Here is a 24,247-nt window from a genome sequence, read left to right as displayed (position 1 = left end):
AAATCTTATCTCATTGAAATATGAAAAGTGAATTCATAAATAAAATCTCTATCCTGACGGTTTTCAGCCTGCTGGTTCTGTCCGGTTGCAGCGACTTCCTGGATCGCGAGCCGTTGGGAAGATATGTCGAAAAAGACATTCCCGCAGGTTCATTTGATAGCCAGGTTTTTGGTGTGTATGCCAAAATGCGTGCCTTCGGCGTTTCCTCTATGCCTTATCTTGCCATCCATAATTTCCGGTCAGATGACGCCGACAAAGGCAGCTCGACAACGGATGGCGTAGCACAGGAAAGTTTCTATGACAATTTCCAATATACACAGGATGAATGGCTTTTAAACAGCTATTGGTCAGACCACTATGCGTTGATCATTGCAGCAAACGCAGTTATTTCCGACATCGATTCAGTGGGTGCGCAAGATGCCGGAACCATGGTTAATAAGGCGGAAGCGAAATTCATGCGCGCATATGCCTACTTCAATCTGGCAAGAACCTACGGCGATGTTCCAAAAATTGACTTCAAAGTCCGGGAATCGTCCGAAGCGAATATCCCGAAGTCCCCGGTAAATGAAATTTTCGCGCTCATTGATGCTGATTTGACAGAAGCCTCTGCATTGCTGCCGGTGACGTGGGAATCTAAATACATTGGAAGACTTACCAGCGGTGCGGCGCATGCATTGCATGCCAAGACTCACCTTTGGCGAAGAAACTGGCCGGCTGCGCTGGCAGCTGCCAAACAGGTCATCACATCCGGCAAATATTCGCTGGTGAGTGATTATGCCAGCAATTTCAGGGAAACAGGAGAGAATAATTCGGAGTCGGTTTTTGAGCTGCAGGCATTTTATTCCATTACACAAACTTCGCTAGGAATAGATAACGCAATGCACCAGGGCGTGAGAGGTTCGGGAGCTTGGGATTTGGGCTGGGGCTGGAATACGCCGAACAAGTCACTAGCAGATGCATTTGAAAAAGGCGACCCAAGAAAAGACGCCACCCTGCTTTATTCAGGTCAGGTGAATACCCCTTATAATGAGAGTGTGCCACCTGCTACAACAAGCATTCCGAGAGCCTACTGGAACAAGAAAGCATACACCAATCCAGCAACGAGAGAAGCAACCGCAAGCCGCTTCGGACAATGGATGAATGTACGCGTTATCCGTTATGCTGACGTGTTACTGATGGCTGCCGAAGCTGCAAACGAAGTGGATGGCGAGCAAAACATCACGGATGCACTGGCTTGGCTGGAAATGGTTCGCGGCCGGGCTCGTGGAACGAATGCAGCGATTTTACCGAAAGTTGTTACCAGAAATCAGGCGCAGCTTAGAACGGCGATCCGTCAGGAAAGACGCGTGGAGCTGGGGATGGAAAATGAGCGGTTCTTTGACATTGTCCGCTGGGGAATTGCGGAAGACGTCTTGCATGCTGCCGGAAAAAATCTTTACCAAAACCGCCATCGCTACCTGCCGATCCCGCGCCCTGAAATTGACAAATCGGGTGGCGTGCTTGTGCAAAATCCTGAGTATTGATAGTCGAGCCATTATTTTTTGATCAACATTAAACGCATTGAAATGAAAAATATAACATCCCGGCTATGGATACTTGGTTTAGCCGTTTCAATTTTTTCCTGCCAAAATTTTGAAAGGCCGGAGCTGGTCTTGATTTCCGATGACGACCCGTCATTGAACGGTCCTTTACAGCGTCTGTGGGCTTTTGAAGGCGTTGCTACGGATAGCATCTGGGGCAGCCGGGGCGTCGCCAACGGGGTTTCCTATGTAGAGGGAATCAGCGGAAAAGCTTATCAGGGTTCTCCCACCGGGCAAATTGAATATTCATCTGCCGGCAAGCTGGCAACCATGGAAAGCTTTACCATTGCTTTTTGGATGAACACGGCCAAACATGACGGTGGCGCGCAAAGTGTCTTTATGCTGCCCAATACGGAAGACTTCTGGGGTAACACCTTCATGCTTATTGAAGGGAATACTTCCAAAAGCGACTCGATGCTGGTAAAATTCAACTTTGCAGGAAACTGGATCACATTTGATCAAACGAAAAATGCAAACGGCCTGAACAAATGGCCAAATGCTTATGGCAAATGGAAGCACGTTGCGTACACTTATGATGGAACGACCTCGAAATTCGCTGCTTATGTGGATGGGAAGAAATTACCGCTCGCTGAGTCTGTTACCAACATTGTGAAGGACAAAGCACCTTTGGGACCATTGAAAATGACCAATGCTTCAAAATTTGTTATCGGCGGATTTCAGCAACACATTGGCATAAAAGCACCTGCGGATGCGTGGATGCTGCATTATACCGGAAAGCTTGATCAGTTCAGGGTTTACACCAAAGCCCTGAACGACGCTGAGATCACGGAAATCTACAATAAGAAAATGTAATGTCGCCGGGAGTGAAGTCGACGACTTCACTCCCTTTTGTTTTCTCAACCGATGCTATTATGACCAAAGGCTTTTTGAAGCACGGATTTTTATTGCTTATACTTTTTGTATCCGGTTGCGATAAAAAGAATTCGTCCGGATCGGTAACCGCACCCGAATCAGTAGATTCGACCGATAAATTTCCAGTAATATCTGACGATGAGCTCCTTACCCTTGTTCAGAAGCAAACATTCAAGTATTTCTGGGATTTTGGACATCCCGTCAGCGGACTTGCCCGCGAGCGGAATTCTTCGGGCGATGTGGTCACTTCGGGCGGCAGCGGCTTCGGCATAATGACCATTCCAATCGCAATTGAGCGGCAGTTTATCACGCGGGAACAAGGATTGGAAAGAATCCGGAAAATCGTAACATTCCTGAAAGACAAGTCACAGAAATTCCATGGCGCATTTCCACATTGGCTCAATGGCGCAACGGGCGTTGCTGTGCCTTTCAGTCAAAAAGACAATGGGGCTGATCTGGTTGAAACTTCTTTCCTGATTCAGGGCTTGCTAACGGCGCGACAGTATTTTTCCGCGTCGACGCCTGCTGAAACGGCTTTGAGGAAAGACATTAACACAATTTGGGAAGGTGTGGAATGGGATTGGTTCAGGAAAGGCAGCGAAAATGTACTTTACTGGCATTGGAGCCCGGATTATCAGTGGGAAATGAACCATCAGATCAAAGGATGGAATGAATGCCTGATTACATATGCGCTCGCCGCCTCGTCGCCGACACATGCAATCCCTAAAATAGTTTATGACAAAGGATGGACCAATGACGGCAGTTTTGTGAATGGAAGCTCCTACTACGGACTCACTCTTCCGCTTGGCGAGCCGTCCGGCGGGCCGCTTTTCTTCTCGCATTATTCTTTTCTGGGATTGAACCCAACGGAGCTCACAGATCAATACACCAACTATTTTACCCAAAATAAGGCGCACGCCTTGATCAATTATAATTACTGTAAAGCAGATCCAAATGATTACGGATACAGTGACCGATGCTGGGGATTAACCGCATGCGACATTCCAAACGGCTATAATGCCAATTCCCCAACCAATGACAAAAGTGTTATAGCGCCCACAGCCGCACTTTCCTCGTTCCCCTACACGCCCGACGAGTCTATGCAGGCTTTGAAATACTTTTATTACAAACTGGGCGATCAGCTTTGGCGTGACTATGGATTTTATGATTCATTTTCAATAAAAGAGCAATGGGTAGCCGATTCCTATCTTGCTATCGATCAGGGGCCGATCATTATCATGATTGAAAACCATCGGAGTGGCCTTCCGTGGAAGCTTTTTATGAGCACGCCGGAAATTAAGTCCGGGATGAAAAAATTGGGGTTTAGCAGTCCAAACCTCAATTAGTAAATTATTTAATCAACGAAATCATGAAGATATCCTATTATTACCTTACCTGCGTGTGCCTTTTCCTCTTGCTTACAATAGACGGTTTTGGACAAAAGAAAAAAAGTAATGTTACCAAGCCTGCGGTTTTCAATCCGGCAGACAGACCTAAAAACTTGTCCGACACCGCATTGCTTGAATTAGTACAAAAACAAACATTTCGCTATTTCTGGGAATTCGGGCACCCGGTCAGCGGCATGTCACGCGAACGGAGCAACATTGCTTTCGATTATGGGGATGAAGTGGTAACGACCGGCGGAACAGGATTCGGCATTATGGCCATGATCGTTGCAGCGGAAAGAGGATGGCAGCCACGAGATTCCGTTTCGGCAAGACTTCTGAAAATGATGAAATTTTTAGCCAAAGCCGATCATTACCACGGCATTTTCCCGCACTGGCTCAATGGTGCAACGGGCAAAATTGTGCCGTTTGGCCGTAAGGATGACGGTGGCGATTTGGTGGAAAGCTCCTTCCTTTTCCAGGGAATGTTAGCCGCCAGGCAATATTTTGACCGGGATAACGATGTGGAAAGAGATCTCCGGAACCGCATTCAGTGGATATGGAATGAGGCAGAGTGGGATTGGTATACAAGAGGAAATCCCAACCAACTTTACTGGCATTGGAGCCCAAACAATGGTTGGGCCATGAATTTCGAGCTTAGGGGTTATAACGAGACATTGATCACATATGTGATGGCTGCCTCTTCGCCCCGTTACCCAATTACCGCGCAGGTTTACAATAAATGCTGGGCACAAAGCGATCATTTTAAAAATGGAAAGGAATACTATGGTGTGAAACTTCCGCTGGGTTTTGATTATGGGGGGCCGCTTTTCTTTGCACATTATTCATTCCTCGGCCTGGATCCAAGGAAATTAAAAGACCAGTATGCCGATTACTGGGAGCAGAATGTGAACCACTCGCTGATTAATTACAAACACTGCGTTGCCAATCCAGGCAAGTTCAGAGGTTACGGGGAAAACAGCTGGGGACTGACTGCGAGCGACACCTACAACGGCTATAATGCACATTCTCCGACCAACGATTTTGGCACCATTACACCGACCGCAGCGCTTTCTTCATTTCCTTACACGCCGGAGCAATCAATGAAAGCATTGCATCATTTCTATGACGATTTGGGTGACAAAATTTGGAGCGAATATGGGTTTACGGATGCATTCAATGAGAGTCAGAACTGGTATGCCAAATCACATCTGGCCATTGACCAGGGACCAATCATTGTGATGATCGAAAATTACAGGACGGGCTTGCTCTGGAAATTATTTATGAAAGATCCCGATGTTCAAAACGGGCTCAAAAAGCTGGGTTTTGAAAGTCCTGCACTAGAAATAAGCAGCAAAAATTAACCCCTTATTTACTAAAATTGACAGAAAGACCGGCCCTATGCTGGTCTTTCTGTTTTATAAAATATGTTTGTACCTTGATGCATATTTCCGACCAGGCATTTGTTCAGAAAATATCCCTTACCCACATCAAAAGCGAATAAAATGAGCTCAAAATTAAGAACCCCGATATTTCTGATTGCCTTAATCCTCCTTATCCTCCCTGCATATGCACAGATATGGAAGGTTTCCGAGCCCGAGAATCTTCCCGAAAAGAGGCACGAAAATGCAATGGCAACGGCGAATGGAAAACTCTATCTTTTGGGTGGCCGCGGCGTGAAGCCCGTTGACGAATATGACTTCAAAAAAGATTCCTGGTCACATTTGAAAGAGACACCGCTGGAAATGAGCCATTTTCAAGCTGTTACTTATAAGAATGAAATTTACGTTTTGGGCGCATTTACAGGCGGTTATCCACACGAAACGCCAATTCCTAACATTTACATCTTTAATCCCATCAAAAATGAATGGCGAAAAGGCGCTGCCATTCCGGAAAATCGTTTGCGCGGCGCCGCGGGGGCCTTTGTTTTAAATGATAAAATCTATCTCGTTTGCGGAATTCAGGATGGACATTGGGACGGACAGGTCACCTGGTTTGACGAATTCGACCCGGCTACAAACACCTGGAAAACACTCCCCGATGCGCCCCGGCCAAGAGATCATGTACAAGTGGCTGTTTATGAAAATAAATTATATGTTGCCGGCGGGCGATTGTCAACTGCGCGCATTAACCAGGTTTTGAACACGGTGATCAAGGAAGTGGATGTATATGATTTCAAAACGGGCAAATGGTCGACATTGGATGAGTCTAATAATTTGCCAACATTAAGAGCGGGCAACACGACCGTGGTTTACGGAAACAAAATCCTGATTATCGGCGGAGAAAGTGACGCGCATGTGGAGGCGCATAAGGAAGTCGAAGCTTTCAATACACAAACCCAAAAATGGGAAAAACTGCCATCCTTGCACCAGGGACGCCATGGAACGCAGGCTGTTTCGTTGAATAAGAAAATATTTATTGCGGCTGGATCAGCTAACAGGGGCGGCGGTCCGGAACTGAACGACATGGAAGTTCTGGACAAATAACATTGCAATTAAACTCGATAAGAAAACATTTTTAGATGCGGAAAATACTGGCTTGCTTCTTCCTGCTGGCTGCTAACATCAGTTGGGCCCAGAACACAAAATTCACCCACGCCGACACGTTAAGAGGCTCGATAACACCTGAAAGGGTTTGGTGGGATTTGACTTATTACCATTTAAGTGTGCGCCCCAACGCCCAGGACAGCACATTAACAGGCTCAACAAAAGTAGTCTACAAGGTTCTCAAACCGTATCAAACCCTGCAAATCGATTTGCAGGAACCGCTACAAATTACCAAGGTCACGCAGGATGGCGAGTCGCTCACTTACAAGCGCGATGGAGACGCTTTCTTCATTGCATTAGCCAAAAAGCAAGAAGCCGGCAAAACGGAATCGATTGAAGTGTTTTATTCAGGTAAGCCAAGATTAGCAAAACGCCCGCCGTGGGACGGAGGCGTGCAATGGGTGCCGGACGGAAAAGGAAACACCATCATTTCGACTTCCTGCCAGGGTCTGGGATCCAGCGTCTGGTGGCCTTGCAAGGACCACATGTATGACGAGCCCGACAGCATGCTCATCAGCATCACGGTCCCCAAAAACATGATGGACGTTTCAAATGGAAACCTGAGGTCGGTTATAGAGAACAATGATGATTCGCATACATTCAATTGGGCGGTCCAAAATCCGATCAACAATTATGGTGTAAATATGAATGTGGCCAATTATGTGAGTTGGAAAGAAACATTCAAAGGTGAAAAAGGAGATTTGGCACTGAGTTATTATGTGTTGCCCCAAAATCTGGAAAAAGCGAAGGAGCAATTTAAGCAAGCGCCTAAGATGTTGAAGGCTTTTGAACATTGGTTTGGGCCCTATCCATTTTATGAAGATGGTTACAAACTGGTGGAAGTGCCGTATCTGGGGATGGAACATCAGAGTTCCGTCACTTATGGCAATGGTTATAAGATGGGTTATCTGGGTAAGGACCTGTCCAACACGGGCTGGGGCTTGAAATGGGATTTTATTATTATTCATGAAAGCGGTCATGAATGGTTTGCCAACAACATTACTTATAAGGATGTGGCCGATATGTGGGTCCATGAAAGTTTCACAAACTATTCTGAAAACCTTTACACGGAATTCTATTTCGGGAAAGAAGCCGGTGCTGATTATGTGATTGGAACTCGGGCTTTAATTGCTAATGACAGTCCCATTATTGGCACCTATGGAGTGAATAAGGAAGGGTCAAGGGATATGTATTACAAAGGTGGCAACATGTTGCATACGATCCGGCAGGTTGTGAATGATGATGAAAAATGGCGTCAGATCCTCCGGGGTTTGAATAAAACATTTTATCACCAGACTGTCGACGGGTCACAAATTGAGGCTTATGTAAGTAATCATGCGGGTAGGAACATTAGCAAGATTTTCGATCAGTATCTGCGTGATACGCGGATCCCTGTTTTTGAATATTCATTTGGAAATAAAGGGCTTCAATATCGCTGGGCCAATGTTGTAGAAGGTTTTGACATGCCCGTTAAAGTAAAAATAGGCGGCAAAGACGAATTCCTTTACCCGACAGGCAATTGGCAAAGTTTCAAAGCAAAAGGGATAAAGACGCTGGTTGTCGATAAGAATTTTTATGTAGAATCAAAAGAAACGAAGCCGGCATCAATGTAGGTCCCAGCATTCCATAATCAAAAGGTCTCCCTTTTTGGCCGAAACCCTGACCATTCCATCCACCTCAGCCTCGTTGCTGTTTCCGGTGCGATGACCCAAAGTCAGGGTTTCGTTATGTAAATTGTATTTCAATCCGCTAGTTTCAATGCCTCCGACTGCACCGACCGGAATCAACGAAATGGGTGTTCCGGCAACATACCATTTTTCAAATGTGCCGGACAGCGGAAAAATCTTCGAATAATCATCAAACATGACTAACCTGATCTGGTCTTTGTAGCGGACCATATTAGTAATGTTAGTGATGGCATGATCTGCTCGGCGACCAGTTGCCCAAACAATGTTAGCAGCCGGGAAACCTCTGCCTATTAAGAAATCAATCGCTTTTTCAAGATCTGTCTTCTCCTGATCGGGTGTACTGATGATCTCAATCGGGTGTTGTCTTTCGGAGATTGCATCAAAGTCATGCTGCTGATCGAAGTCACCCATCCACACATCGACTTTAATCCCCAAATCAAGGACCCGGTAAATGGCATGATCCAAAACAACAATGAATGGGCTCCATTCGAGCAATTGGCCCAACAGTTCGGGAGAACAGGCTTCCCCGTTAGCAATAATTAAAGCAGGCTCCTGCTTCTCCCGAACGATGTGGTGAGATGACATTAATTACAATTTATTCTTAACAAGGGTTACAAGCTCCGCAAGGACGCCATGAAGTTGCACAAAATGCTGGTCAACCTGCTTAAAGCGCTGATCCACCTGCTCAAAACGCTGATCAATCTGTTCGAAACGCTGATCAATCTGTTCGAAACGCTCATCAATACGATCAAATCGTTTGTCGTGTTCAATAAGTTTTGTTTCGATACGTCCTACCCTGCCCTCTAGTTGTGAAAAACGGTGGTCGACTTTTCCAAATTCTTCCCTTACTTCCGAGAAACCGCGATCTACGCGGCTTGTCAATGTTGCTAATCCCTCTGCTACCATTTCGATTTGCTTTCCGTGCCCGCTAGTCACGTTTTCCAATTGTGCCAGTCTTTCTTCTACGTACATAAAAATCTCGTTATATGTTAAACAATGAATGCGACACTACAACTTATAGCGCGCCGTCTGTTTAGACGTCCATTAATTAAAAAAGTAACGAGAAACGTGAGTAAATTAAATCTTGATCGCCTTAGCTTCGTTCCAATATACATCCATTTCTTCCAATGTCATATCAGATAATGACTTGCCTTTTGCACGGGCTGTCTCTTCCAAATATTGAAAACGCCTGATAAACTTCTTATTCGTGCGTTCCAGCGCTGTTTCAGGGTTAATGTCGACGAATCTTGAATAGTTAACCAAAGAAAACAAAAGATCCCCAAACTCTCCTTCCGCTTCTTTCTGATCTATAACCTCGTCATTTTCAATGTTGAAATTTTCTTTGAATTCCTGCAACTCCTCCTGAACCTTATCCCAAACCTGCTGCTTTTCATCCCAGTCAAAACCAACACCTCTTGCTTTTTCCTGAATTCGCATGGCCTTAACCAATGCTGGCAAAGAAGCAGGCACACCTCCCAGAACAGACTTGTTGCCTTCTTTTAATTTCAACTTTTCCCAGTTTTGCTTCACAGCTTCCTCATCCTCCGCCACGAAATCTCCATAAATATGCGGATGCCGCGAGATCAGCTTGTCAGCAATGCCATCCAGGACATCCTTAATGTCGAACTGAATCCCCTCGTCTCTCTTTTCAGAACCGATTTTGGCATAAAAAACAATGTGCAGCAAAACATCCCCCAGCTCCTTTTTGATTTCCGGCAAATCATTTTCCAAAATTGCATCGGACAACTCGTAGGTTTCTTCGATAGTCAAATGGCGTAATGTGTCCATGGTTTGTTTCCGGTCCCATGGGCATTGTTCACGCAGCTCGTCCATAATGGTCAACAGCCGGTCGAAGGCCATTAATTGCTCCTGGCGGCGAACAGGCAGATCATTAAATTGCTTTTCCATAACACAAAGATATGTTGCCTGAACATTACCCGGCAGACGGGGACGGAATTTTAAAACCGGTTTGGATCATGTTACTCGTGCATTTGGCGACGATCCGGCCATCTTCTTTGAAAATCTTGCCCTCTACATGGATAATATTTTTCCCCTTGCGCACCACCGTTGACTTTGCTGTAAGCACGTCACCCGGGAAAGCCGGATTCAGGAAATCGCAATTCAGATTCACGGAAGTAAATGCAAATTCACCTCCCAGCGCATACACCATTGTGCCAACAATATCATCCAGAATAGTAGACGCGATTCCGCCATGCAGGGTGCGCATTGGGTTACACATATCCTCGCGGACTTCGTACTCGATTTCCAGGGCGCCCTCCGAAGCATCGATCAGTTTTCCGTTCAGCCACTTTGCAACAGGCGAAAAGTTGCCGGCCATGTGTTTTCCTTTCCACTGAAGTAATAGATCAATCCGACTTTCCGGCAGTAAGTTGGAAGGATTAGCTTGTGAATCCATTTAAATTTATAAGTTGACAGTTTGCAATGAAATATTTTAAAAATAGTAATTATCATAGAAAGATACATGGAAAAGACTCAATGATGTGGATTTTATTGCGACGTATCAAAGGTAATTGCTACCTTTGCCGAAGTTTTTGCCAGAGATAAAAGCATACCCATATATGAATTTTACGTTATCGCAAGTTCCTGCCCGTTCTGAAAAGCCCAGGAAAAAAGGGATCACCATGGTAATGGATAAAGGACTGAGTGTCAGGGAAACAGAAGATATGCTATCCATTGCATCCCCCTATATTGATATCGTAAAACTAGGTTGGGCGACCTCTTTCGTAAGCCCGAATCTCAACGAAAAACTGGCGGTCTATAAAAACGCAAACATTCCGGTCTACTTCGGCGGGACGCTTTTTGAGGCTTTTGTGGTAAGAAACCAGTTTGACGATTACCGGAAGCTGCTCGACAAGTATGACCTCAAATATGCAGAGGTTTCGGATGGTTCCATTGAAATGAACCAGGATGTAAAATGTGAGTTCATTCGCACGCTGGCCCAGCAGGTTACGGTCCTTTCTGAGGTGGGTTCAAAGGATGAGAATAAAATTATCCCTCCTTACAAATGGATCCAGCTGATCAAATCTGAATTGCAGGCGGGTGCGTGGAAAGTGATCGGAGAGGCGCGCGAGTCTGGTAATGTTGGTTTATTCCGTGCCAGTGGCGAAGTTCGCCAGGGTTTGGTAGAAGAGATCCTCACCGAGATTGCATTCGAAGATATGCTTTGGGAGGCGCCCCAAAAATCACAGCAGGTTTGGTTTGTGAAACTCCTGGGTGCCAATGTAAATTTAGGAAACATTGCTCCAAGCGAGCTAATTCCACTCGAAACAATCCGCCTTGGATTGCGTGGTGATACATTCAATCACTTTCTGAATGCAAAGACCAAACAGAAATGGAAAATTGATTCCAAGTAGTTTCTGCGCCTTTCAAAATATTTAGTCCACCAAAACATACCTATGGAATTTTTAACGCAATTCGTCGATTTCTTCCTGCATCTCGACAAGCATTTATTCAACATTGTTGAGGAATACGGAACATTAACTTACGTAATTCTTTTCCTCATTGTCTTCACAGAAACTGGCCTTGTAATTATGCCATTGCTGCCAGGTGATTCACTTTTATTTGCTGCGGGCGCCATTGCTGCCAACGAAGGGACCGGCCTGAATGTCTGGCTGATCATTATCATTCTAATCGTTGCGGCGCTTTTAGGAGACAATCTCAATTATTTCATGGGGAAAAAATTTGGGGGAGAAATCAAGAAGCGGGAACGCATTCTATTCCTGAAAAGGGAATATCTTGAAAAAACCGAAGCATTCTATGAAAAACATGGCGGAAGCACGGTGATCATGGCACGTTTCATCCCGATCGTTCGTACAGTAGCGCCTTTCGTGGCTGGTGCGGGAAGCATGAATTATTCAAAATACATCGTTTACTGCGTAATCGGAGCGATTCTTTGGGTTCCTTCACTTACATTGCTGGGCTATTTCTTCGGCAATATGGAGATTGTTAAAAAGAACTTCGAACTGGTTATCTTCGGAATTATCGGATTCTCAATCCTCCCAATGATATATCAATATCTGAAAAGCAGATTTGCAAAACCGAATGTAGCGTAACTAGCTTTCTCTTTTTTTGAGATAAAATAAACATAAAAAACGCCTCGTAACATTTTGTCACGAGGCGTTTTCATGTTATGTCAATCCTACTAAATGCTTACGATTTCGAGGAATAATTCGGTGCTTCTTTCTGGATCATCACATCGTGCGGATGGCTTTCTCTCACGCCGGCTGATGTGATTTTTACGAATTGTGCTTTTTGCAATGATGCAATGTCGCCCGCTCCGCAGTAACCCATTCCCGCTTTCAAGCCTCCAACCATTTGATATACAATCTCGGAAACCTTGCCTTTGAAAGGAACGCGACCCACAATGCCTTCCGGAACCAGTTTTTTCACATCATCCTCAGCATCCTGGAAATAACGGTCTTTCGATCCATCTTCCATGGCTTCCACTGATCCCATTCCGCGGTATGCTTTAAATTTCCGTCCCTCGTAAATCACGATTTCGCCCGGTGCTTCGTCGCTTCCTGCAAGCATGGAACCGATCATAATGGTGCTTGCGCCGCCTGCCAATGCTTTCGTCATATCCCCGGAGAAACGAATTCCGCCATCCGCGATAACGGGAACATCCGTGTCTTTCAATGCCTCAGCTGCCCACATAACCGCCGTAAGCTGCGGAACGCCGATTCCGGCAATGATACGGGTTGTGCAAATACTGCCAGGTCCAACGCCTACTTTCACCGCGTCTGCACCAGCGTCTGCAAGTGCCTTGGCAGCTGCGCCTGTGGCCACATTACCAGCAATTACATCCAGTTTAGGGAATTGTGCTTTCACAGATTTCAAAGCTTCGATTACGCCCAAGGAATGTCCGTGAGCCGTGTCGAGGCTGATCACATCCACACCGGCTTTAACCAATGCTTCGACGCGTTTCAACAAATCGGCCGTAACACCAACCGCAGCGCCTACGCGCAAACGACCATATTCGTCTTTACATGCATTCGGGTGCGATTTACGTTTCAGGATATCCTTATAAGTGATTAATCCCGTCAGTCTGTACTCTGAATCTACGATCGGCAGTTTTTCAATTTTGTATTCCTGAAGGATTTTTTCGGCGTCATCCAGTGACAGGCCATCCGAAGCGGTGATGAGCTTGTCTTTGGTCATAATCTCTGTCACAGGCTTGTTCATTTCTCTTTCGAAACGCAAGTCCCTGTTTGTCAGGATGCCGATAAGCTTATGGTCTTTGTCGATAACGGGAATCCCGCCGATCTTGAACTCGCGCATGATCTGGTGCGCGTCACCTAATGTCGCTGTGTCAGAAAGGGTGATCGGGTCGAGGATCATGCCGCTTTCGGAGCGTTTCACTTTCCTAACCTGCTCAGCCTGAGCTTCGAGAGACATATTTTTGTGAATAATCCCGATCCCTCCTTCTTGCGCCATGGCAATCGCCAGGTCGAATTCGGTAACGGTATCCATTGCAGCGGAAACAAGCGGAATGTTCAGCTCAATGTTACGGGTTAGCTTGGTTTTTGTTGTTGTGTTGCGAGGCAGAATTTCTGAATAACCAGGTATTAGAAGAACGTCGTCGTACGTTAGCGCCTCGAAGAGGACTTTGGATGGGTCTGTGCTCATAGCAAATAAACTATTGTTATTTGCCGGGCAAAATTAAGAATAAGTTTGATGCCGAGCAAACATTTTGTCAAATGCCAAATATTAATTTTTTAAGAATCCAAAATCCCCTTTTGCCCCAGGCGCCTTCCATTCCGGGAAACACCAATCTCACCATGTGAATAAAACGATCTGCGAAATGCGTATTTTTAAAAATTATTAAAAATATGATAAAATGGTTTAGGGATAATTGCAGGTTGCTTGACTATAACTTTGCAGCCACAAATCCAGGCCACATTAAAGGTTCAGATGAAGCCAACATTTACCGATGAACAACTGGTCGTTCAGCTTTCCGAAAGCAATAAACGCGCTTTTGAGGAGATCTATGACCGTTATTGGTATAAGTTGTACTGCATTTCATTTCACCAGACCGGATCTAAAGAAGAGGCAGAAGAACTGGTGCACGACTTGTTTGAAAGCCTTTGGAAGAGAAGGCTGGAAAGCAACATTAATCACCTGAGTTCCTATCTCGTGATCGCATTGAAATACTTGGTCGTTAATCACATCAAATCGCAGATTACCTGGCGGAAATACCAGGAATATGTGCTTCTGAACAAGATGCACGAGATTTCGACGACGGAGGAGAACATTGAATTCAATGATCTTTCCGAAGCCATTGATAAGGCGATGAAAAAATTGCCGGAGAAAACGAGCCGCGTGTTTCAGCTTAGCCGCTTTGAAAATCGGTCTGTTAAGAACATTGCCAAAGAACTCCACATTTCTGAAAAAGCTGTGGAATATCACATTACCAAGTCCCTGAAAGTCCTGAAAGACAATCTTTGGATTTATCAGACAGATAATTGAGACCTTACCCCTAAAAAATGAATCAATACGATTTCCAGAAAACCCTGAAAAAATATCTTGCCGGGCAACAAACCCAGGAAGAAGAGGATTTCATTCTGGAACATTTAAAAAATAACCCTTTGAACAAAACACCCGTTTTTGAGGACGAAAAGGCGGTTATAGGGAAGAGAATTAAGAAAAAACTGGTTGCTAACACGATCGCTGAGCCCATTTTTGTCCGTTTGAGGCCCTATCTGGCTGCTGCGGCTTCGGTGCTGGTTGTGATCGGGTTCTGGTATTTTTTTACAAATAAAAATACGCCTGAAACCACTGCTGCACTGGATTTCTTACCTGATGACAGCGTTATTGAAATTAAAAATACATCAGGCAAATCCCAAAATGTGCCGTTGGAAGATGGCAGCATTGTGATTTTGCAAAAGAACAGCAGCATTAGTTACCCCGAACATTTCGGCAAGAAAAACAGGCTTGTTTACTTACACGGTGAAGCTTTTTTTCAAATAAAACGAAATCCTGCAAAGCCATTTATCGTCTCGACGGGCACATTGGTTACGAAAGTGCTGGGAACCAGTTTTACGGTTAAATCCTATGACGAATCTGCGTCTGTGGAAGTGCAGGTGAAGACGGGCCGCGTGTCCGTTTACGAAGGAATGGCTAAGAATGTGGTTAATCGTAACGGCGTGATCCTGACACCAAATCAGCGCATTGTTTTTGATAAAAAATCGAAGAAAATAGAGTTGTCCATCATTGAAAACCCGATGCTGGTCATTCCGGTCAGCGAAACCGAACATGGCTTCACGTTCTCCGAAGTCCCGGTGAAAAATGTATTCTCAGCCCTCGAAAAATCTTACGGAATTGATATCGTGCTCGAAAACGATTCAACCGATTCCTGCCTTTTTACAGGCGATTTGAATGGCTTAACACTGTTCCAGCAGCTGGATCTGATCTGCCAGTCGGCCAACATTACTTACGAAAGACGCGGAACGGCCCTGTTTGTCCAGGGTGCGGGATGCGACATTTAGTAAGCAAAAAATGGCGATGATGCTCGAACATCACCGCCACCATTACGCTGTTGTTACCAACAGTTTCATTTGATTGTCTTTGCGTTTGCGTTCACAAAAACCTCTAAAAATATGCATAAAAAAATACCCCTCAAAAGGGTTGTTTACAAGGTCATGAGTACTACGGCTAAACAACTGATTATCGCCATATTATGCTGCGGCATGTCGTTCGCGCATACACTTCACGGGCAGGAATTGCTGAATAAGGAGATTTCACTGAAAGTGGAATCGCTGGAAGTGAAAAAGGTGCTCCAAATGATCGAAAAGCAGGCGGACGTGAAGTTCGTATATAGCACATCGAGTATTCAGAATTCGCAAAATACAAGTCTGAAAGAGGTTAAAGGAACCTTGAACAAGGTCTTGGATCAATTGCTGACGCCTTTGAATGTGTCCTATGAAGTGGTTGGCAACTCGCGGATCCTGCTCAGAAAAAAGCCCTTAGCTCCGACCGGGAACGAACAAACATTGCAAAACCAGGGGATCACAGCGGAGCGTAACATTACAGGAAAAGTGCTGGACGAAAAAGGCGCCGGTCTTCCGGGCGTAAACATCCTGCTTGTAGGCACGCAACAGGGAACTTCCACGGATGAAAATGGTGATTTTCGCATAGCAGTGCCCGATCAGAATGCCACTTTAAAATTCTCCTTCATCGGCTATGTAAGTCAGGAAGTGCCTGTGGATAAGGAGATTATCAACGTAACACTTGCTCCCGACGTAAGCGCGCTGAAAGAAGTGGTTGTGGTGGGTTATGGAACGCAGGAAAAGAAAGATGTGACTGGCGCGGTGTCATCTGTGAAAGGCGCGGATTTTCAAAATCTGCCTTCCGGCGGCGCACAGCAGGCATTGCAAGGCCGTGCTGCGGGTGTGAACATTGTCCGCAACGGCGGTGCTCCGGGTGATGCGGGTTCCATTCAGATCCGTGGTTTTGGAACGGTTAACAACTCTTCTCCATTGGTGGTGATCGACGGCGTTCCGGCTGGCACAATGAATGACGTGAACCCGAATGACATTGAATCCATTGAAATTCTGAAAGATGCATCTGCTTCCGCTATCTATGGAACGAGGGCGGCAAATGGCGTTATCCTGATCACGACCAAACGTGGGAAATTCGATAATCCACTGTCTGTCACCGTGAATGCTTATGTAGGCGTTACGAACCGGATCAAATCCCTGGATGTGCTTACCGCGCCTCAATTAGCTGAAATGAAGCAAAAAGCATACACCAATGACAAGCTGGACATTCCGGCGATCTGGGAAGATAAACAATATCAAACGCAGCTTACCAACTGGCAGGACGAACTTTTAAAGCAGGGCGTTACCCGCAATTACGACGCATCGCTGCGTGGTGGCGGTAAATATTCGACTTTTGCGATTTCGGGAGGTTATTATAATGAGGACGGGATAATCGGGAAATCAAACTATACGCGGTATACATTCCGGATCAATTCGGACCATAAGGTGGGTTCGCGGATTAAAATCGGGCAGAATTTCCAGTATACCAACACGCATAATTCAGGTCCGGACACGCAATCTTCACAAACTGGCCTGCTGTTCACCGCTATCCGTTTCCATCCTGGTTTGCCGGTCCGCAATGCCAATGGCTCCTATGGTTCAACCGACGGATTGGGTGCATTCGGAGACTTGAACAACCCCATTTTTACAGTTGATACACAGGATAAAAATAATATCCGAAACCGCTTTCTTGGCAACCTTACCGGCGAACTTGAAATTGTGAACGGATTGAAATTGCGTGCAAACCTGGCCATGGACGGTACGTTTTCAGACAGCCAGACATTTGATATAAAAGTCAACGACCAATTCCGTAAAAATTCCTACAATCAGTTGAGCGTGGGGCGTGATAAAACGTGGTCCTTCTTGCAGGAATATTTCCTTTCTTACGACAAGGCATTCGGCAAAAATTCGCTGAGTGTGGTCGGCGGTTATACTTCGCAGACATTCAAAAGCATTTATGCTAATCAATGGGGACGTGAGTTTGCGAGTGAAGATCCTTCGTTGCGTTACATGCAGTATGCGGGGATCATCGTTTCGGTTCCTTTGGCGAACGGCGGCAACGGCGGCCGCAGTTATGACGCGCTTGGGTCGTGGTTTGGAAGGGTTAATTATTCCTTTAATGACCGTTATCTGTTTACGGCAACTATGCGGAGTGACGGATCTTCCAAGTTTGCTCCCGGAAATCAGTGGGGCATTTTTCCGGCATTCTCGCTGGGATGGAGACTTTCGGAAGAAGATTTTTTCAAAAATGCACTGCCTGTTTTCAGCAATTTCAAGCTGACGGGTGGCTGGGGACAGCTGGGTAACCAGAATGTGGCTTCCCTGCAATATCTGGCTTTGATCAACTCAACATTCCGTTATGCATTCGGAAATGGTGGGGTGCAAAATCAGGTTTCAGGCGCTGCTCAGAGCAGGCTGGCCAATTTGAACATTGGCTGGGAAACGGCGGAAATGAGCAACTTCGGCCTGGAAGCAGGTTTGTTTAAAAACAGCCTCTATCTGTCTGCAAACTATTTTATTAAGGATACCAAAAAAATGCTGCTTGCGCCGCCATCAGTCGGCACAATCGGCAGCGCCACTATTCCTGACCAGAATGTGGGACAGCTCAGAAACCAGGGCTTAGAGCTGGAAGCTTCCTATAAGCATACAGTTGGTGCGGTAACATTCAATGTGAGTGGTAATGCGACTTTTATTAAAAACAGAATTACCAAACTGGCCACGCCAGGCGGTTTCCTGGCAACACAGCTTTACGGAAGGGGCCAGCAGGAAATTGTAAGAACGTATGAAGGACAGCCATATGGCACTTTTTATGGCTATAAAACGGATGGAATTTACCAGAATACCAATGAAATTGATGGCGATGCTAACATTTCAAACGATCCGCGCCGTGCAGACGGACAGATTGTGCCGGGCGATGTGCGTTTCCTGGATTTGAACAACGACGGCATTGTGGATGATGATGACAGAACGATCATCGGCAGCCCGCAGCCAAAAATTAACTACGGATTTTCTGCGGGTGCTAACTATAAAGGGTTTGACTTCACATTGTTCTTCGTGGGTGTAGGCGGCGTTTCTATTTACAATGCTGACCGCATGCAAGGGCTTGACGCAAGCTATCCTTTCAACCTCTATGCCGATGCTTTGAACAGCTGGAACGGCGAGGGATCGAGCAACACCATTCCCCGGATGAGCATTAACAACACGAACCGGAATTTCAGGCCTTCCGACCTTTTTGTGGAAAAAGGAGATTATCTGCGTTTGAAAAACATGACCCTTGGATATGCTATTCCAAAGAATGCGATCAGCAAACTAAAAATGTCACAGGCGCGGATTTATGTGACAGGGCAAAACTTGTTGACCTTCACGAAATATTCCGGCCTGAATCCGGAGCTGGGATATGTAGGAAGCGGCGGCACTTACAATCAGCTGAACGTGGATTATGCGCAATATCCGCTGGCCCGCACGTGGACGATTGGCGCCACCATTTCTTTCTAAAACCCACTCAGACCAAAACTGAAAGAATTTATTTATGAAAAAGATAACAATACTATCCGGTTATATCATGCTGGCAATGCTCACAGGCTGTGATGATTTGCTGGAAACGACGCCTTACGGACAGGTGACTTCCCAACAATACTGGCGAAGCGGCGATGATGTGGTGGCGGCAGTGAATGCAGTTTACGCGCCATTGCTTGAAGAAGACGGTTTTGCCCACACAGAATACACATTCGACAACTGCTCGGATGACATGAACCGCGCGGGCGACCATTCGGATGAAACGGCTTTGGAAATGTTCACTTTCGATGCTTCCAACTCGCACATTCTGGCTACATGGAAAACCAAATACGAAGTCATTTCCAGGGCAAATGCTGTGCTGATTAACGCCCCAAAAGTTGACATGGACGAAACATTGCGCAACCGCAGCATGGGTGAAGCCTACTTTTTGAGAGGTTTTATCTATTGGAGACTATCGCTCATTTACGGTGAAGTGCCCATTTTACTTGAAGAGGACGCATTAGCATTGAATTTTAATAAGCCAAAATCAACATTGGCAGAAGTCCGCGCACAAGCTGAGGCCGACTTCATAAAGGCTGCTTCATTATTGCCCGTATCGCATTCAGATGGTGATGCAGGCCGCGTTACCCAAGGTTCTGCGAATGGGTTTTTGACCAAATTATACGTGTATCAGGAACAATGGGCGAAAGCAATTGAGGCGAGCACGAAAGTGACATCAAATGCTGCCTACAAGCTGGCCACTGGCTTCAACCAGAATTTTGAGCTGGCCACAGAAAACAATCCCGAAATCTTGTTTTCGCTGCAATACGAAACCGGCTGGACGGCCGACAACTCCCCTACTTTCTACCATACGCCGCAGGCATTCGGCGGCTGGGGCTTCCATGAGCCAATCGCGGATCTTGTTCAGGAATATGAAAAAGGCGATACCCGCAAAGCATCTTCCATTTTTAGTCCGGGTGATAAGGTGGATCGCAATGAAGCTGGCGTGGAAACGTTCGACGCAAAGATGACGCGTGTGACAGGTTATGCATTCAAAAAATATACACAGTTCGCTGAAAACGGCGATATGAGCCAGAGTTTGAATGCGCCGTTTTTGAGAACTGCTGATGTTTATCTGCTAGCTGCCGAGGCAAAGATTCGCTCGGGTGCAAATGGTGACGCAGAATTGAATGTCGTGAGAAAACGCGCAGGATTGGCTGCTATCACGGGTGCAACCATGAAAAACATCATGCACGAAAGGCGCGTGGAACTGGCTGGCGAAAACGAAAGACATCAGGATCTGATGCGTTGGGACAAAGCCGGATTGATCGACATTGTAGCACATTATAAGATCAACCGTGGCCCGAACAAGCCCAGCCGCAATTTCGTTAAGCCAAAACATTACTATTTCCCGTTGCCGCAGCGCGAGGTGGATTTGAGTAACGGCGTTTTAATCCAGAACAGCAATTATTAAGTTTTGATCAAAAAAGGAATTTCATTGATCTGCCTGCTTGTCTTTTTTACGGGATGCTCGTCCCGTGAAAAAGACATCGTAGGTTTATGGCGAACCGATTCCATTTCCAATTATGTAAATGGTTTCAGCTTTACCAACAATACAAAAGATGCACATTGGTCCTACTTCGACTATCGGGCCGATGGAACATTGTTCGAAAGAAGAAAAGGAGAATACCGCAAATCGCGCTATCAGCTAGCCTCCGCCGATTCACTCTTTTACACGGATTCGACGGGCAAAGTCTTGTCAGGCTATAAAATCCTGGATCTCAACGACAAGATTATGGTTTTAAAAATGTCGCAGAAGCCTTATTTGTCTGGAAAAAATCAGGAATTGAACGAAATAAGATATTTTTCAAAAGCAGTTCCAAAAGGCAAATAAGCTATCCAACCAACACCCTTACCTTCTTAATCCGCTTCTTATCAGCTGATTGCACTTTAAAAGTCACTTCCCGGTGTGTCGCCATTTCGCCTGTGCGCGGCAATCTTGAAAACAATTCGAGGAGCAAGCCTGCTAATGACTCATTATTGCCCCTTACTTCGTCAAAATAATCCGTTTCCAGGTTCAGAAGTCGACAAAGGTCGCTGATAGAAACTTTTCCTTCGAAAACGTAAGTGTTATCGTCTACCTGCGTGTAATTCACTTCATCATCCTCATCATATTCATCATTGATATCACCAAAAATCTCTTCAATAATGTCCTCTAATGTGATTAATCCGCTCGTCCCGCCATATTCGTCCACGACAATGGCCATATGCACACGGCGATTCTGAAATTCCTTCATCAGATCATCCAAATGCTTGCTTTCCGGGATGAAATAAACCGGGCGCAACAATTTTTGCCAGTTGAAATGTTCGTCTAAATGAATGTGCGGCAACAAATCCTTCACATTCAAAATCCCCTCAATGTGGTCCAGGTCATCCCGGTAAACCGGCACCCGCGAGTAACCCGATTTATTGATTTTATCCATCAATTCATGGAAATCCAGCTCAATATCAAATGCTGTAATGTGCAGACGCGCCTGCATGGCCTTCTTAGAATTGGTCTGACGGAAATTGGCCAGTCCCCTTAAAAGGTCGGTTTCCTCTTCACTTTCCGCTTTTGCTTCCAGTCGCTCGGTTGTGATTTCGGCTCCTTCCGGCGTAAGCACGCCAAATGAATAGCCGAGCTTCATAATGGGCTGCGCAAGTGGCTGACAAATCTTGATCAGGAAATTGGTAACGCCCGAGATCTTCGGAATAAATTCCAATGCACGTCGCGCGGCATGGTAACGAACCATTGCATCCAGCCAGATCCATAGCGCAAGACAGCCAATGGAAATCCACTTGTAAACATTGTTCGGGTCGTCCTGAATGTGAATCCAGGCAATGCGTGCTGCCAAAAGCAGGGCGAGCATCGTGATCCCACGCTGGATCAGCGAAAGGGCAAGCTGCTGAATGCGGTTTGGGAGCGTGCTTTCGGTGTCACTTTTTCGTTCCCAGGGATTTTCCAATGCACCGGAGGCAGCATATGCGGCGCGGACGCCGGAGAGAAACAGGGAAACCAGGAAGAGGAATATAACCAGGATGAGGTCGTAAGGCGCAAGGAAATCAGTGGGTATAATGACTCCTGCAAATAAAGTTTGCGTACATCTTTGGGGGACGGTAATCCCCGTACGCGTTCGGGCAAGCGGATCGTCGCTGTCTGCTGTTTCTTTCACGAATAGGTTTGGAAAAGTTTGCAATAAACTTTCGTTTAAATAAATGTAGCGATTCTGTTCAAAAATATTATTCCAATGTGCTCTAAATGTCGAAATAAATACTTTTGAACAGAATAGCTGGCAAATGTAGCTGATCAGAATGGCAGATCGTCATCATCATTCCCGGCTGCCAGTGATGGCGGGATCGGGTCGGATGATCGAGGTGATTGCTGTGCTCTGGGTTGTGAAGATTGTTGTGCATAGCCGCCGCTGCTCTCGCCGCCGCCAGACCCAGGTGCGCCCGGACCACCCAGCAATGTCATGCTGTTTGCGCGGATCGTAACGCCGGTTCTTTGCTGTCCTTCTTTATCAGTCCAGCTGTCGGTGCGGATGCGGCCTTCAATGTAAACCTGGTTTCCTTTTTTCAGATATTTCTCCGCCACTTTGGCCAATCCTTCCCAAAGCTCAATGCGGTGCCACTCCGTATTATCGACGCGTTCGCCACTTTTGTTGGTGTATGATTCTGTTGTTGCAATGTTGAATTTGGCCACTGCCGAGCCGCTTTCCAGATATCTAACTTCGGGATCGCTGCCCAGATTGCCTATCAAAATGACCTTGTTAACGCTTCCTGCCATGATTTCTAATTGTGGATGATTTGTTTAAGTTAATATTAAAGATACGGATGTAAAAGCACTTTTAAATATCCTGTTCGCTGATTTTGCCCGTAATTTTATGTTTCAAAATTAATTTATTCCGCCCGTCATGCGTCATTTCCTGTTTGATCAAATAATATTCGTCATTATAGGAAGTGTAGTTTGAAGGTTTGGTCACGCCTTCCTGTCCGCGCCAGACCGGCAGTTCCACTTTTTCCCAAAGCTTGGTTTTCGCCGATTTGTAAGCTGCATCAATCACTGCATTCACAACATAGCCATCATAAAATGTTTCCGCCGCTTCCCTGCCATTTTCCACGGCATTGAACATATCGGTGAACATATGGTTGTAGCCCAGATCATTCACCTCGTCCCCCACCGGAAACAGCCAGCCTGTATTGCTTTCGGCCTTTTCGGCTACGTAATCCTCTCCTTTTCCATCTGCATTCTGCCCTGTTGTGAACATTTCAAAACCCGTCCGCAGGAAGTTATTGATCCAGATCGTGCCTTCGGTTCCCATGACTTCGTCGCGCAGGTCCATGCCGCCACGAAAAGTCCAGCTCACTTCAAACTGCCCGATTGCGCCGTTTTCGTATTTTACTAATGCAATAGCATGATCCTCAGCATCAATGGGTTTTACCTGTGTATCGGCCCAGCACATGACTTCAACGGGCTTAATGTCCTTACCAATAAAATTGCGTGATATTTCAATGCAATGACAGCCCAAATCCAGGATGCAGCCGCCGCCGGCCTGCTCAATGTCCCAGAACCATTCACTATGCGGACCAGGATGCGCTTCACGTGATTTCGCCCAGATTATCCTTCCTAATGAGCCGTTTTTGACACTTTCGAGCGATTTTAAAAACTTGGGCGTGTAACAAAGATCTTCAAGATAACCCGCAAAAATTCCCGCTTCCTCTGTCGCCGTCATCATACGCAATGCTTCCGCCGCATTACGCCCGAGTGGTTTGGTAGAAATAACAGCCTTTTTATGTTTCACGCAAAGCTTAACTGCCTCTTCATGAACATTATTAGGCAACGCAATGCACACCATATTCACATCCGGGTGCGCAATCACTTCTTCCATACTGGACGACCAGAAATCGCAGCCATAGTCTTTGGCGAACTTTTGGGCACTTTCATCACGCCGTGCGTAAATGGCAACCACCCTATCCCGGCCCCGCTGCCCGTGAATGGATTCAGCATAAAATCGTCCGATAAAACCGGAACCTAACATCGCAATTTTCTGCATAATCTTATTTTGAAGTTGTTTAGGAATAAAT

The 24,247-nt window shown here is 45.9% G+C and carries 21 protein-coding genes; 13 read left to right on the top strand and 8 right to left on the bottom strand.

Features of this window, described 5'->3' with window-relative positions:
• Positions 1–20 precede the first annotated feature (20 nt).
• From L0660_RS01510 to L0660_RS01485, 6 genes are all read left to right on the top strand, one after another.
• The gene (locus L0660_RS01510) at positions 21–1,523 is read left to right on the top strand and encodes a RagB/SusD family nutrient uptake outer membrane protein (protein ID WP_235157118.1); all 1,503 of its coding nucleotides are present in this window, start codon (positions 21–23) and stop codon (positions 1,521–1,523) included.
• 42 nt (positions 1,524–1,565) lie between these two features.
• Positions 1,566–2,393 (top strand): LamG domain-containing protein, encoded by an 828-nt coding sequence (locus L0660_RS01505; RefSeq protein WP_235157115.1) that lies wholly within the window; start codon positions 1,566–1,568, stop codon positions 2,391–2,393.
• A 59-nt stretch (positions 2,394–2,452) separates the two neighbouring features.
• Positions 2,453–3,799 carry a glucoamylase family protein gene (locus L0660_RS01500; protein ID WP_310589617.1) on the top strand — a complete coding sequence of 449 codons (1,347 nt, stop codon included), beginning with the start codon at positions 2,453–2,455 and terminating at the stop codon, positions 3,797–3,799.
• Between the two features lie 23 nt (positions 3,800–3,822).
• Positions 3,823–5,202: a glucoamylase family protein gene (locus L0660_RS01495; RefSeq protein WP_235157114.1), complete on the top strand. Its 1,380-nt coding sequence runs from the start codon at positions 3,823–3,825 to the stop codon at positions 5,200–5,202.
• 141 nt (positions 5,203–5,343) lie between these two features.
• Complete coding sequence (locus tag L0660_RS01490; RefSeq protein WP_235157112.1) at positions 5,344–6,324, top strand: kelch repeat-containing protein; 981 nt, start codon at positions 5,344–5,346, stop codon at positions 6,322–6,324.
• A gap of 35 nt (positions 6,325–6,359) precedes the next feature.
• Positions 6,360–7,997 (top strand): M1 family metallopeptidase, encoded by a 1,638-nt coding sequence (locus tag L0660_RS01485; protein WP_235157111.1) that lies wholly within the window; start codon positions 6,360–6,362, stop codon positions 7,995–7,997.
• On the opposite strand, the gene L0660_RS01480 is transcribed toward L0660_RS01485, so the two are convergent.
• The 4 genes from L0660_RS01480 to L0660_RS01465 form a co-directional block, all read right to left on the bottom strand.
• Entirely contained in the window at positions 7,989–8,657 is a 669-nt protein-coding gene (locus L0660_RS01480; protein ID WP_235157110.1) for a thiamine diphosphokinase, read from the bottom strand. The genes L0660_RS01485 and L0660_RS01480 overlap by 9 nt on opposite strands.
• Before the next feature lie 3 nt (positions 8,658–8,660).
• Positions 8,661–9,044 carry a DUF1664 domain-containing protein gene (locus tag L0660_RS01475; protein ID WP_235157087.1) on the bottom strand — a complete coding sequence of 128 codons (384 nt, stop codon included), beginning with the start codon at positions 9,042–9,044 and terminating at the stop codon, positions 8,661–8,663.
• Between the two features lie 105 nt (positions 9,045–9,149).
• Positions 9,150–9,980 (bottom strand): nucleoside triphosphate pyrophosphohydrolase, encoded by an 831-nt coding sequence (gene mazG, locus L0660_RS01470; protein WP_235157084.1) that lies wholly within the window; start codon positions 9,978–9,980, stop codon positions 9,150–9,152.
• Positions 9,981–10,005: 25 nt separating this feature from the next.
• The gene (locus L0660_RS01465; protein ID WP_235157079.1) at positions 10,006–10,488 is read right to left on the bottom strand and encodes a PaaI family thioesterase; all 483 of its coding nucleotides are present in this window, start codon (positions 10,486–10,488) and stop codon (positions 10,006–10,008) included.
• Between the two features lie 163 nt (positions 10,489–10,651).
• On the opposite strand from L0660_RS01465, the gene L0660_RS01460 reads away from it, so the two are divergent.
• Positions 10,652–11,446: a phosphosulfolactate synthase gene (locus tag L0660_RS01460; RefSeq protein WP_026631322.1), complete on the top strand. Its 795-nt coding sequence runs from the start codon at positions 10,652–10,654 to the stop codon at positions 11,444–11,446.
• Between the two features lie 42 nt (positions 11,447–11,488).
• Entirely contained in the window at positions 11,489–12,145 is a 657-nt protein-coding gene (locus tag L0660_RS01455) for a DedA family protein (RefSeq protein ID WP_026631321.1), read from the top strand.
• A gap of 97 nt (positions 12,146–12,242) precedes the next feature.
• On the opposite strand, the gene guaB is transcribed toward L0660_RS01455, so the two are convergent.
• Positions 12,243–13,718: an IMP dehydrogenase gene (guaB, locus tag L0660_RS01450; protein ID WP_233795219.1), complete on the bottom strand. Its 1,476-nt coding sequence runs from the start codon at positions 13,716–13,718 to the stop codon at positions 12,243–12,245.
• Between the two features lie 237 nt (positions 13,719–13,955).
• On the opposite strand from guaB, the gene L0660_RS01445 reads away from it, so the two are divergent.
• From L0660_RS01445 to L0660_RS01425, 5 genes are all read left to right on the top strand, one after another.
• Positions 13,956–14,558: an RNA polymerase sigma factor gene (locus L0660_RS01445; protein ID WP_235157076.1), complete on the top strand. Its 603-nt coding sequence runs from the start codon at positions 13,956–13,958 to the stop codon at positions 14,556–14,558.
• A 17-nt stretch (positions 14,559–14,575) separates the two neighbouring features.
• Entirely contained in the window at positions 14,576–15,577 is a 1,002-nt protein-coding gene (locus L0660_RS01440) for a FecR family protein (protein ID WP_235157073.1), read from the top strand.
• 111 nt (positions 15,578–15,688) lie between these two features.
• Positions 15,689–19,123: a TonB-dependent receptor gene (locus tag L0660_RS01435; RefSeq protein WP_235157066.1), complete on the top strand. Its 3,435-nt coding sequence runs from the start codon at positions 15,689–15,691 to the stop codon at positions 19,121–19,123.
• Positions 19,124–19,157: 34 nt separating this feature from the next.
• Entirely contained in the window at positions 19,158–20,597 is a 1,440-nt protein-coding gene (locus tag L0660_RS01430; RefSeq protein WP_235157064.1) for a RagB/SusD family nutrient uptake outer membrane protein, read from the top strand.
• Between the two features lie 3 nt (positions 20,598–20,600).
• Positions 20,601–21,017 carry a hypothetical protein gene (locus L0660_RS01425; RefSeq protein WP_235157060.1) on the top strand — a complete coding sequence of 139 codons (417 nt, stop codon included), beginning with the start codon at positions 20,601–20,603 and terminating at the stop codon, positions 21,015–21,017.
• A 1-nt stretch (position 21,018) separates the two neighbouring features.
• Here L0660_RS01425 and L0660_RS26185 read toward each other — a convergent pair whose 3' ends face one another.
• The 3 genes from L0660_RS26185 to L0660_RS01410 all read right to left on the bottom strand — a co-directional run bounded on the left by L0660_RS26185 (position 21,019) and on the right by L0660_RS01410 (position 24,216).
• Positions 21,019–22,335 carry a transporter associated domain-containing protein gene (locus L0660_RS26185; protein WP_235157058.1) on the bottom strand — a complete coding sequence of 439 codons (1,317 nt, stop codon included), beginning with the start codon at positions 22,333–22,335 and terminating at the stop codon, positions 21,019–21,021.
• 134 nt (positions 22,336–22,469) lie between these two features.
• Positions 22,470–22,949, bottom strand: a complete 480-nt coding sequence (locus L0660_RS01415; RefSeq protein WP_255698926.1) for a single-stranded DNA-binding protein — start codon at positions 22,947–22,949, stop codon at positions 22,470–22,472.
• 61 nt (positions 22,950–23,010) lie between these two features.
• Positions 23,011–24,216 (bottom strand): Gfo/Idh/MocA family protein, encoded by a 1,206-nt coding sequence (locus L0660_RS01410; RefSeq protein WP_235157055.1) that lies wholly within the window; start codon positions 24,214–24,216, stop codon positions 23,011–23,013.
• Positions 24,217–24,247 lie beyond the last annotated feature (31 nt).

It is taken from the genome of Dyadobacter sp. CY351 (assembly GCF_021502625.1).
GTDB lineage: Bacteria > Bacteroidota > Bacteroidia > Cytophagales > Spirosomataceae > Dyadobacter > Dyadobacter chenhuakuii.
This window is presented reverse-complemented; position numbering and strand designations above follow the sequence as displayed.

What these genes read in the sequence shown, in the direction of transcription:
- L0660_RS01510 (WP_235157118.1), top strand. Translation starts at nt 21, where the DNA reads ATGAAAAGTGAATTCATAAATAAAATCTCTATCCTGACGGTTTTCAGC.
- L0660_RS01505 (WP_235157115.1), top strand. Translation starts at nt 1,566, where the DNA reads ATGAAAAATATAACATCCCGGCTATGGATACTTGGTTTAGCCGTTTCA.
- L0660_RS01500 (WP_310589617.1), top strand. Translation starts at nt 2,453, where the DNA reads ATGACCAAAGGCTTTTTGAAGCACGGATTTTTATTGCTTATACTTTTT.
- L0660_RS01495 (WP_235157114.1), top strand. Translation starts at nt 3,823, where the DNA reads ATGAAGATATCCTATTATTACCTTACCTGCGTGTGCCTTTTCCTCTTG.
- L0660_RS01490 (WP_235157112.1), top strand. Translation starts at nt 5,344, where the DNA reads ATGAGCTCAAAATTAAGAACCCCGATATTTCTGATTGCCTTAATCCTC.
- L0660_RS01485 (WP_235157111.1), top strand. Translation starts at nt 6,360, where the DNA reads ATGCGGAAAATACTGGCTTGCTTCTTCCTGCTGGCTGCTAACATCAGT.
- L0660_RS01480 (WP_235157110.1), bottom strand. Translation starts at nt 8,657, where the DNA reads ATGTCATCTCACCACATCGTTCGGGAGAAGCAGGAGCCTGCTTTAATT.
- L0660_RS01475 (WP_235157087.1), bottom strand. Translation starts at nt 9,044, where the DNA reads ATGTACGTAGAAGAAAGACTGGCACAATTGGAAAACGTGACTAGCGGG.
- mazG (WP_235157084.1), bottom strand. Translation starts at nt 9,980, where the DNA reads ATGGAAAAGCAATTTAATGATCTGCCTGTTCGCCGCCAGGAGCAATTA.
- L0660_RS01465 (WP_235157079.1), bottom strand. Translation starts at nt 10,488, where the DNA reads ATGGATTCACAAGCTAATCCTTCCAACTTACTGCCGGAAAGTCGGATT.
- L0660_RS01460 (WP_026631322.1), top strand. Translation starts at nt 10,652, where the DNA reads ATGAATTTTACGTTATCGCAAGTTCCTGCCCGTTCTGAAAAGCCCAGG.
- L0660_RS01455 (WP_026631321.1), top strand. Translation starts at nt 11,489, where the DNA reads ATGGAATTTTTAACGCAATTCGTCGATTTCTTCCTGCATCTCGACAAG.
- guaB (WP_233795219.1), bottom strand. Translation starts at nt 13,718, where the DNA reads ATGAGCACAGACCCATCCAAAGTCCTCTTCGAGGCGCTAACGTACGAC.
- L0660_RS01440 (WP_235157073.1), top strand. Translation starts at nt 14,576, where the DNA reads ATGAATCAATACGATTTCCAGAAAACCCTGAAAAAATATCTTGCCGGG.
- L0660_RS01435 (WP_235157066.1), top strand. Translation starts at nt 15,689, where the DNA reads ATGCATAAAAAAATACCCCTCAAAAGGGTTGTTTACAAGGTCATGAGT.
- L0660_RS01430 (WP_235157064.1), top strand. Translation starts at nt 19,158, where the DNA reads ATGAAAAAGATAACAATACTATCCGGTTATATCATGCTGGCAATGCTC.
- L0660_RS01415 (WP_255698926.1), bottom strand. Translation starts at nt 22,949, where the DNA reads ATGGCAGGAAGCGTTAACAAGGTCATTTTGATAGGCAATCTGGGCAGC.
- L0660_RS01410 (WP_235157055.1), bottom strand. Translation starts at nt 24,216, where the DNA reads ATGCAGAAAATTGCGATGTTAGGTTCCGGTTTTATCGGACGATTTTAT.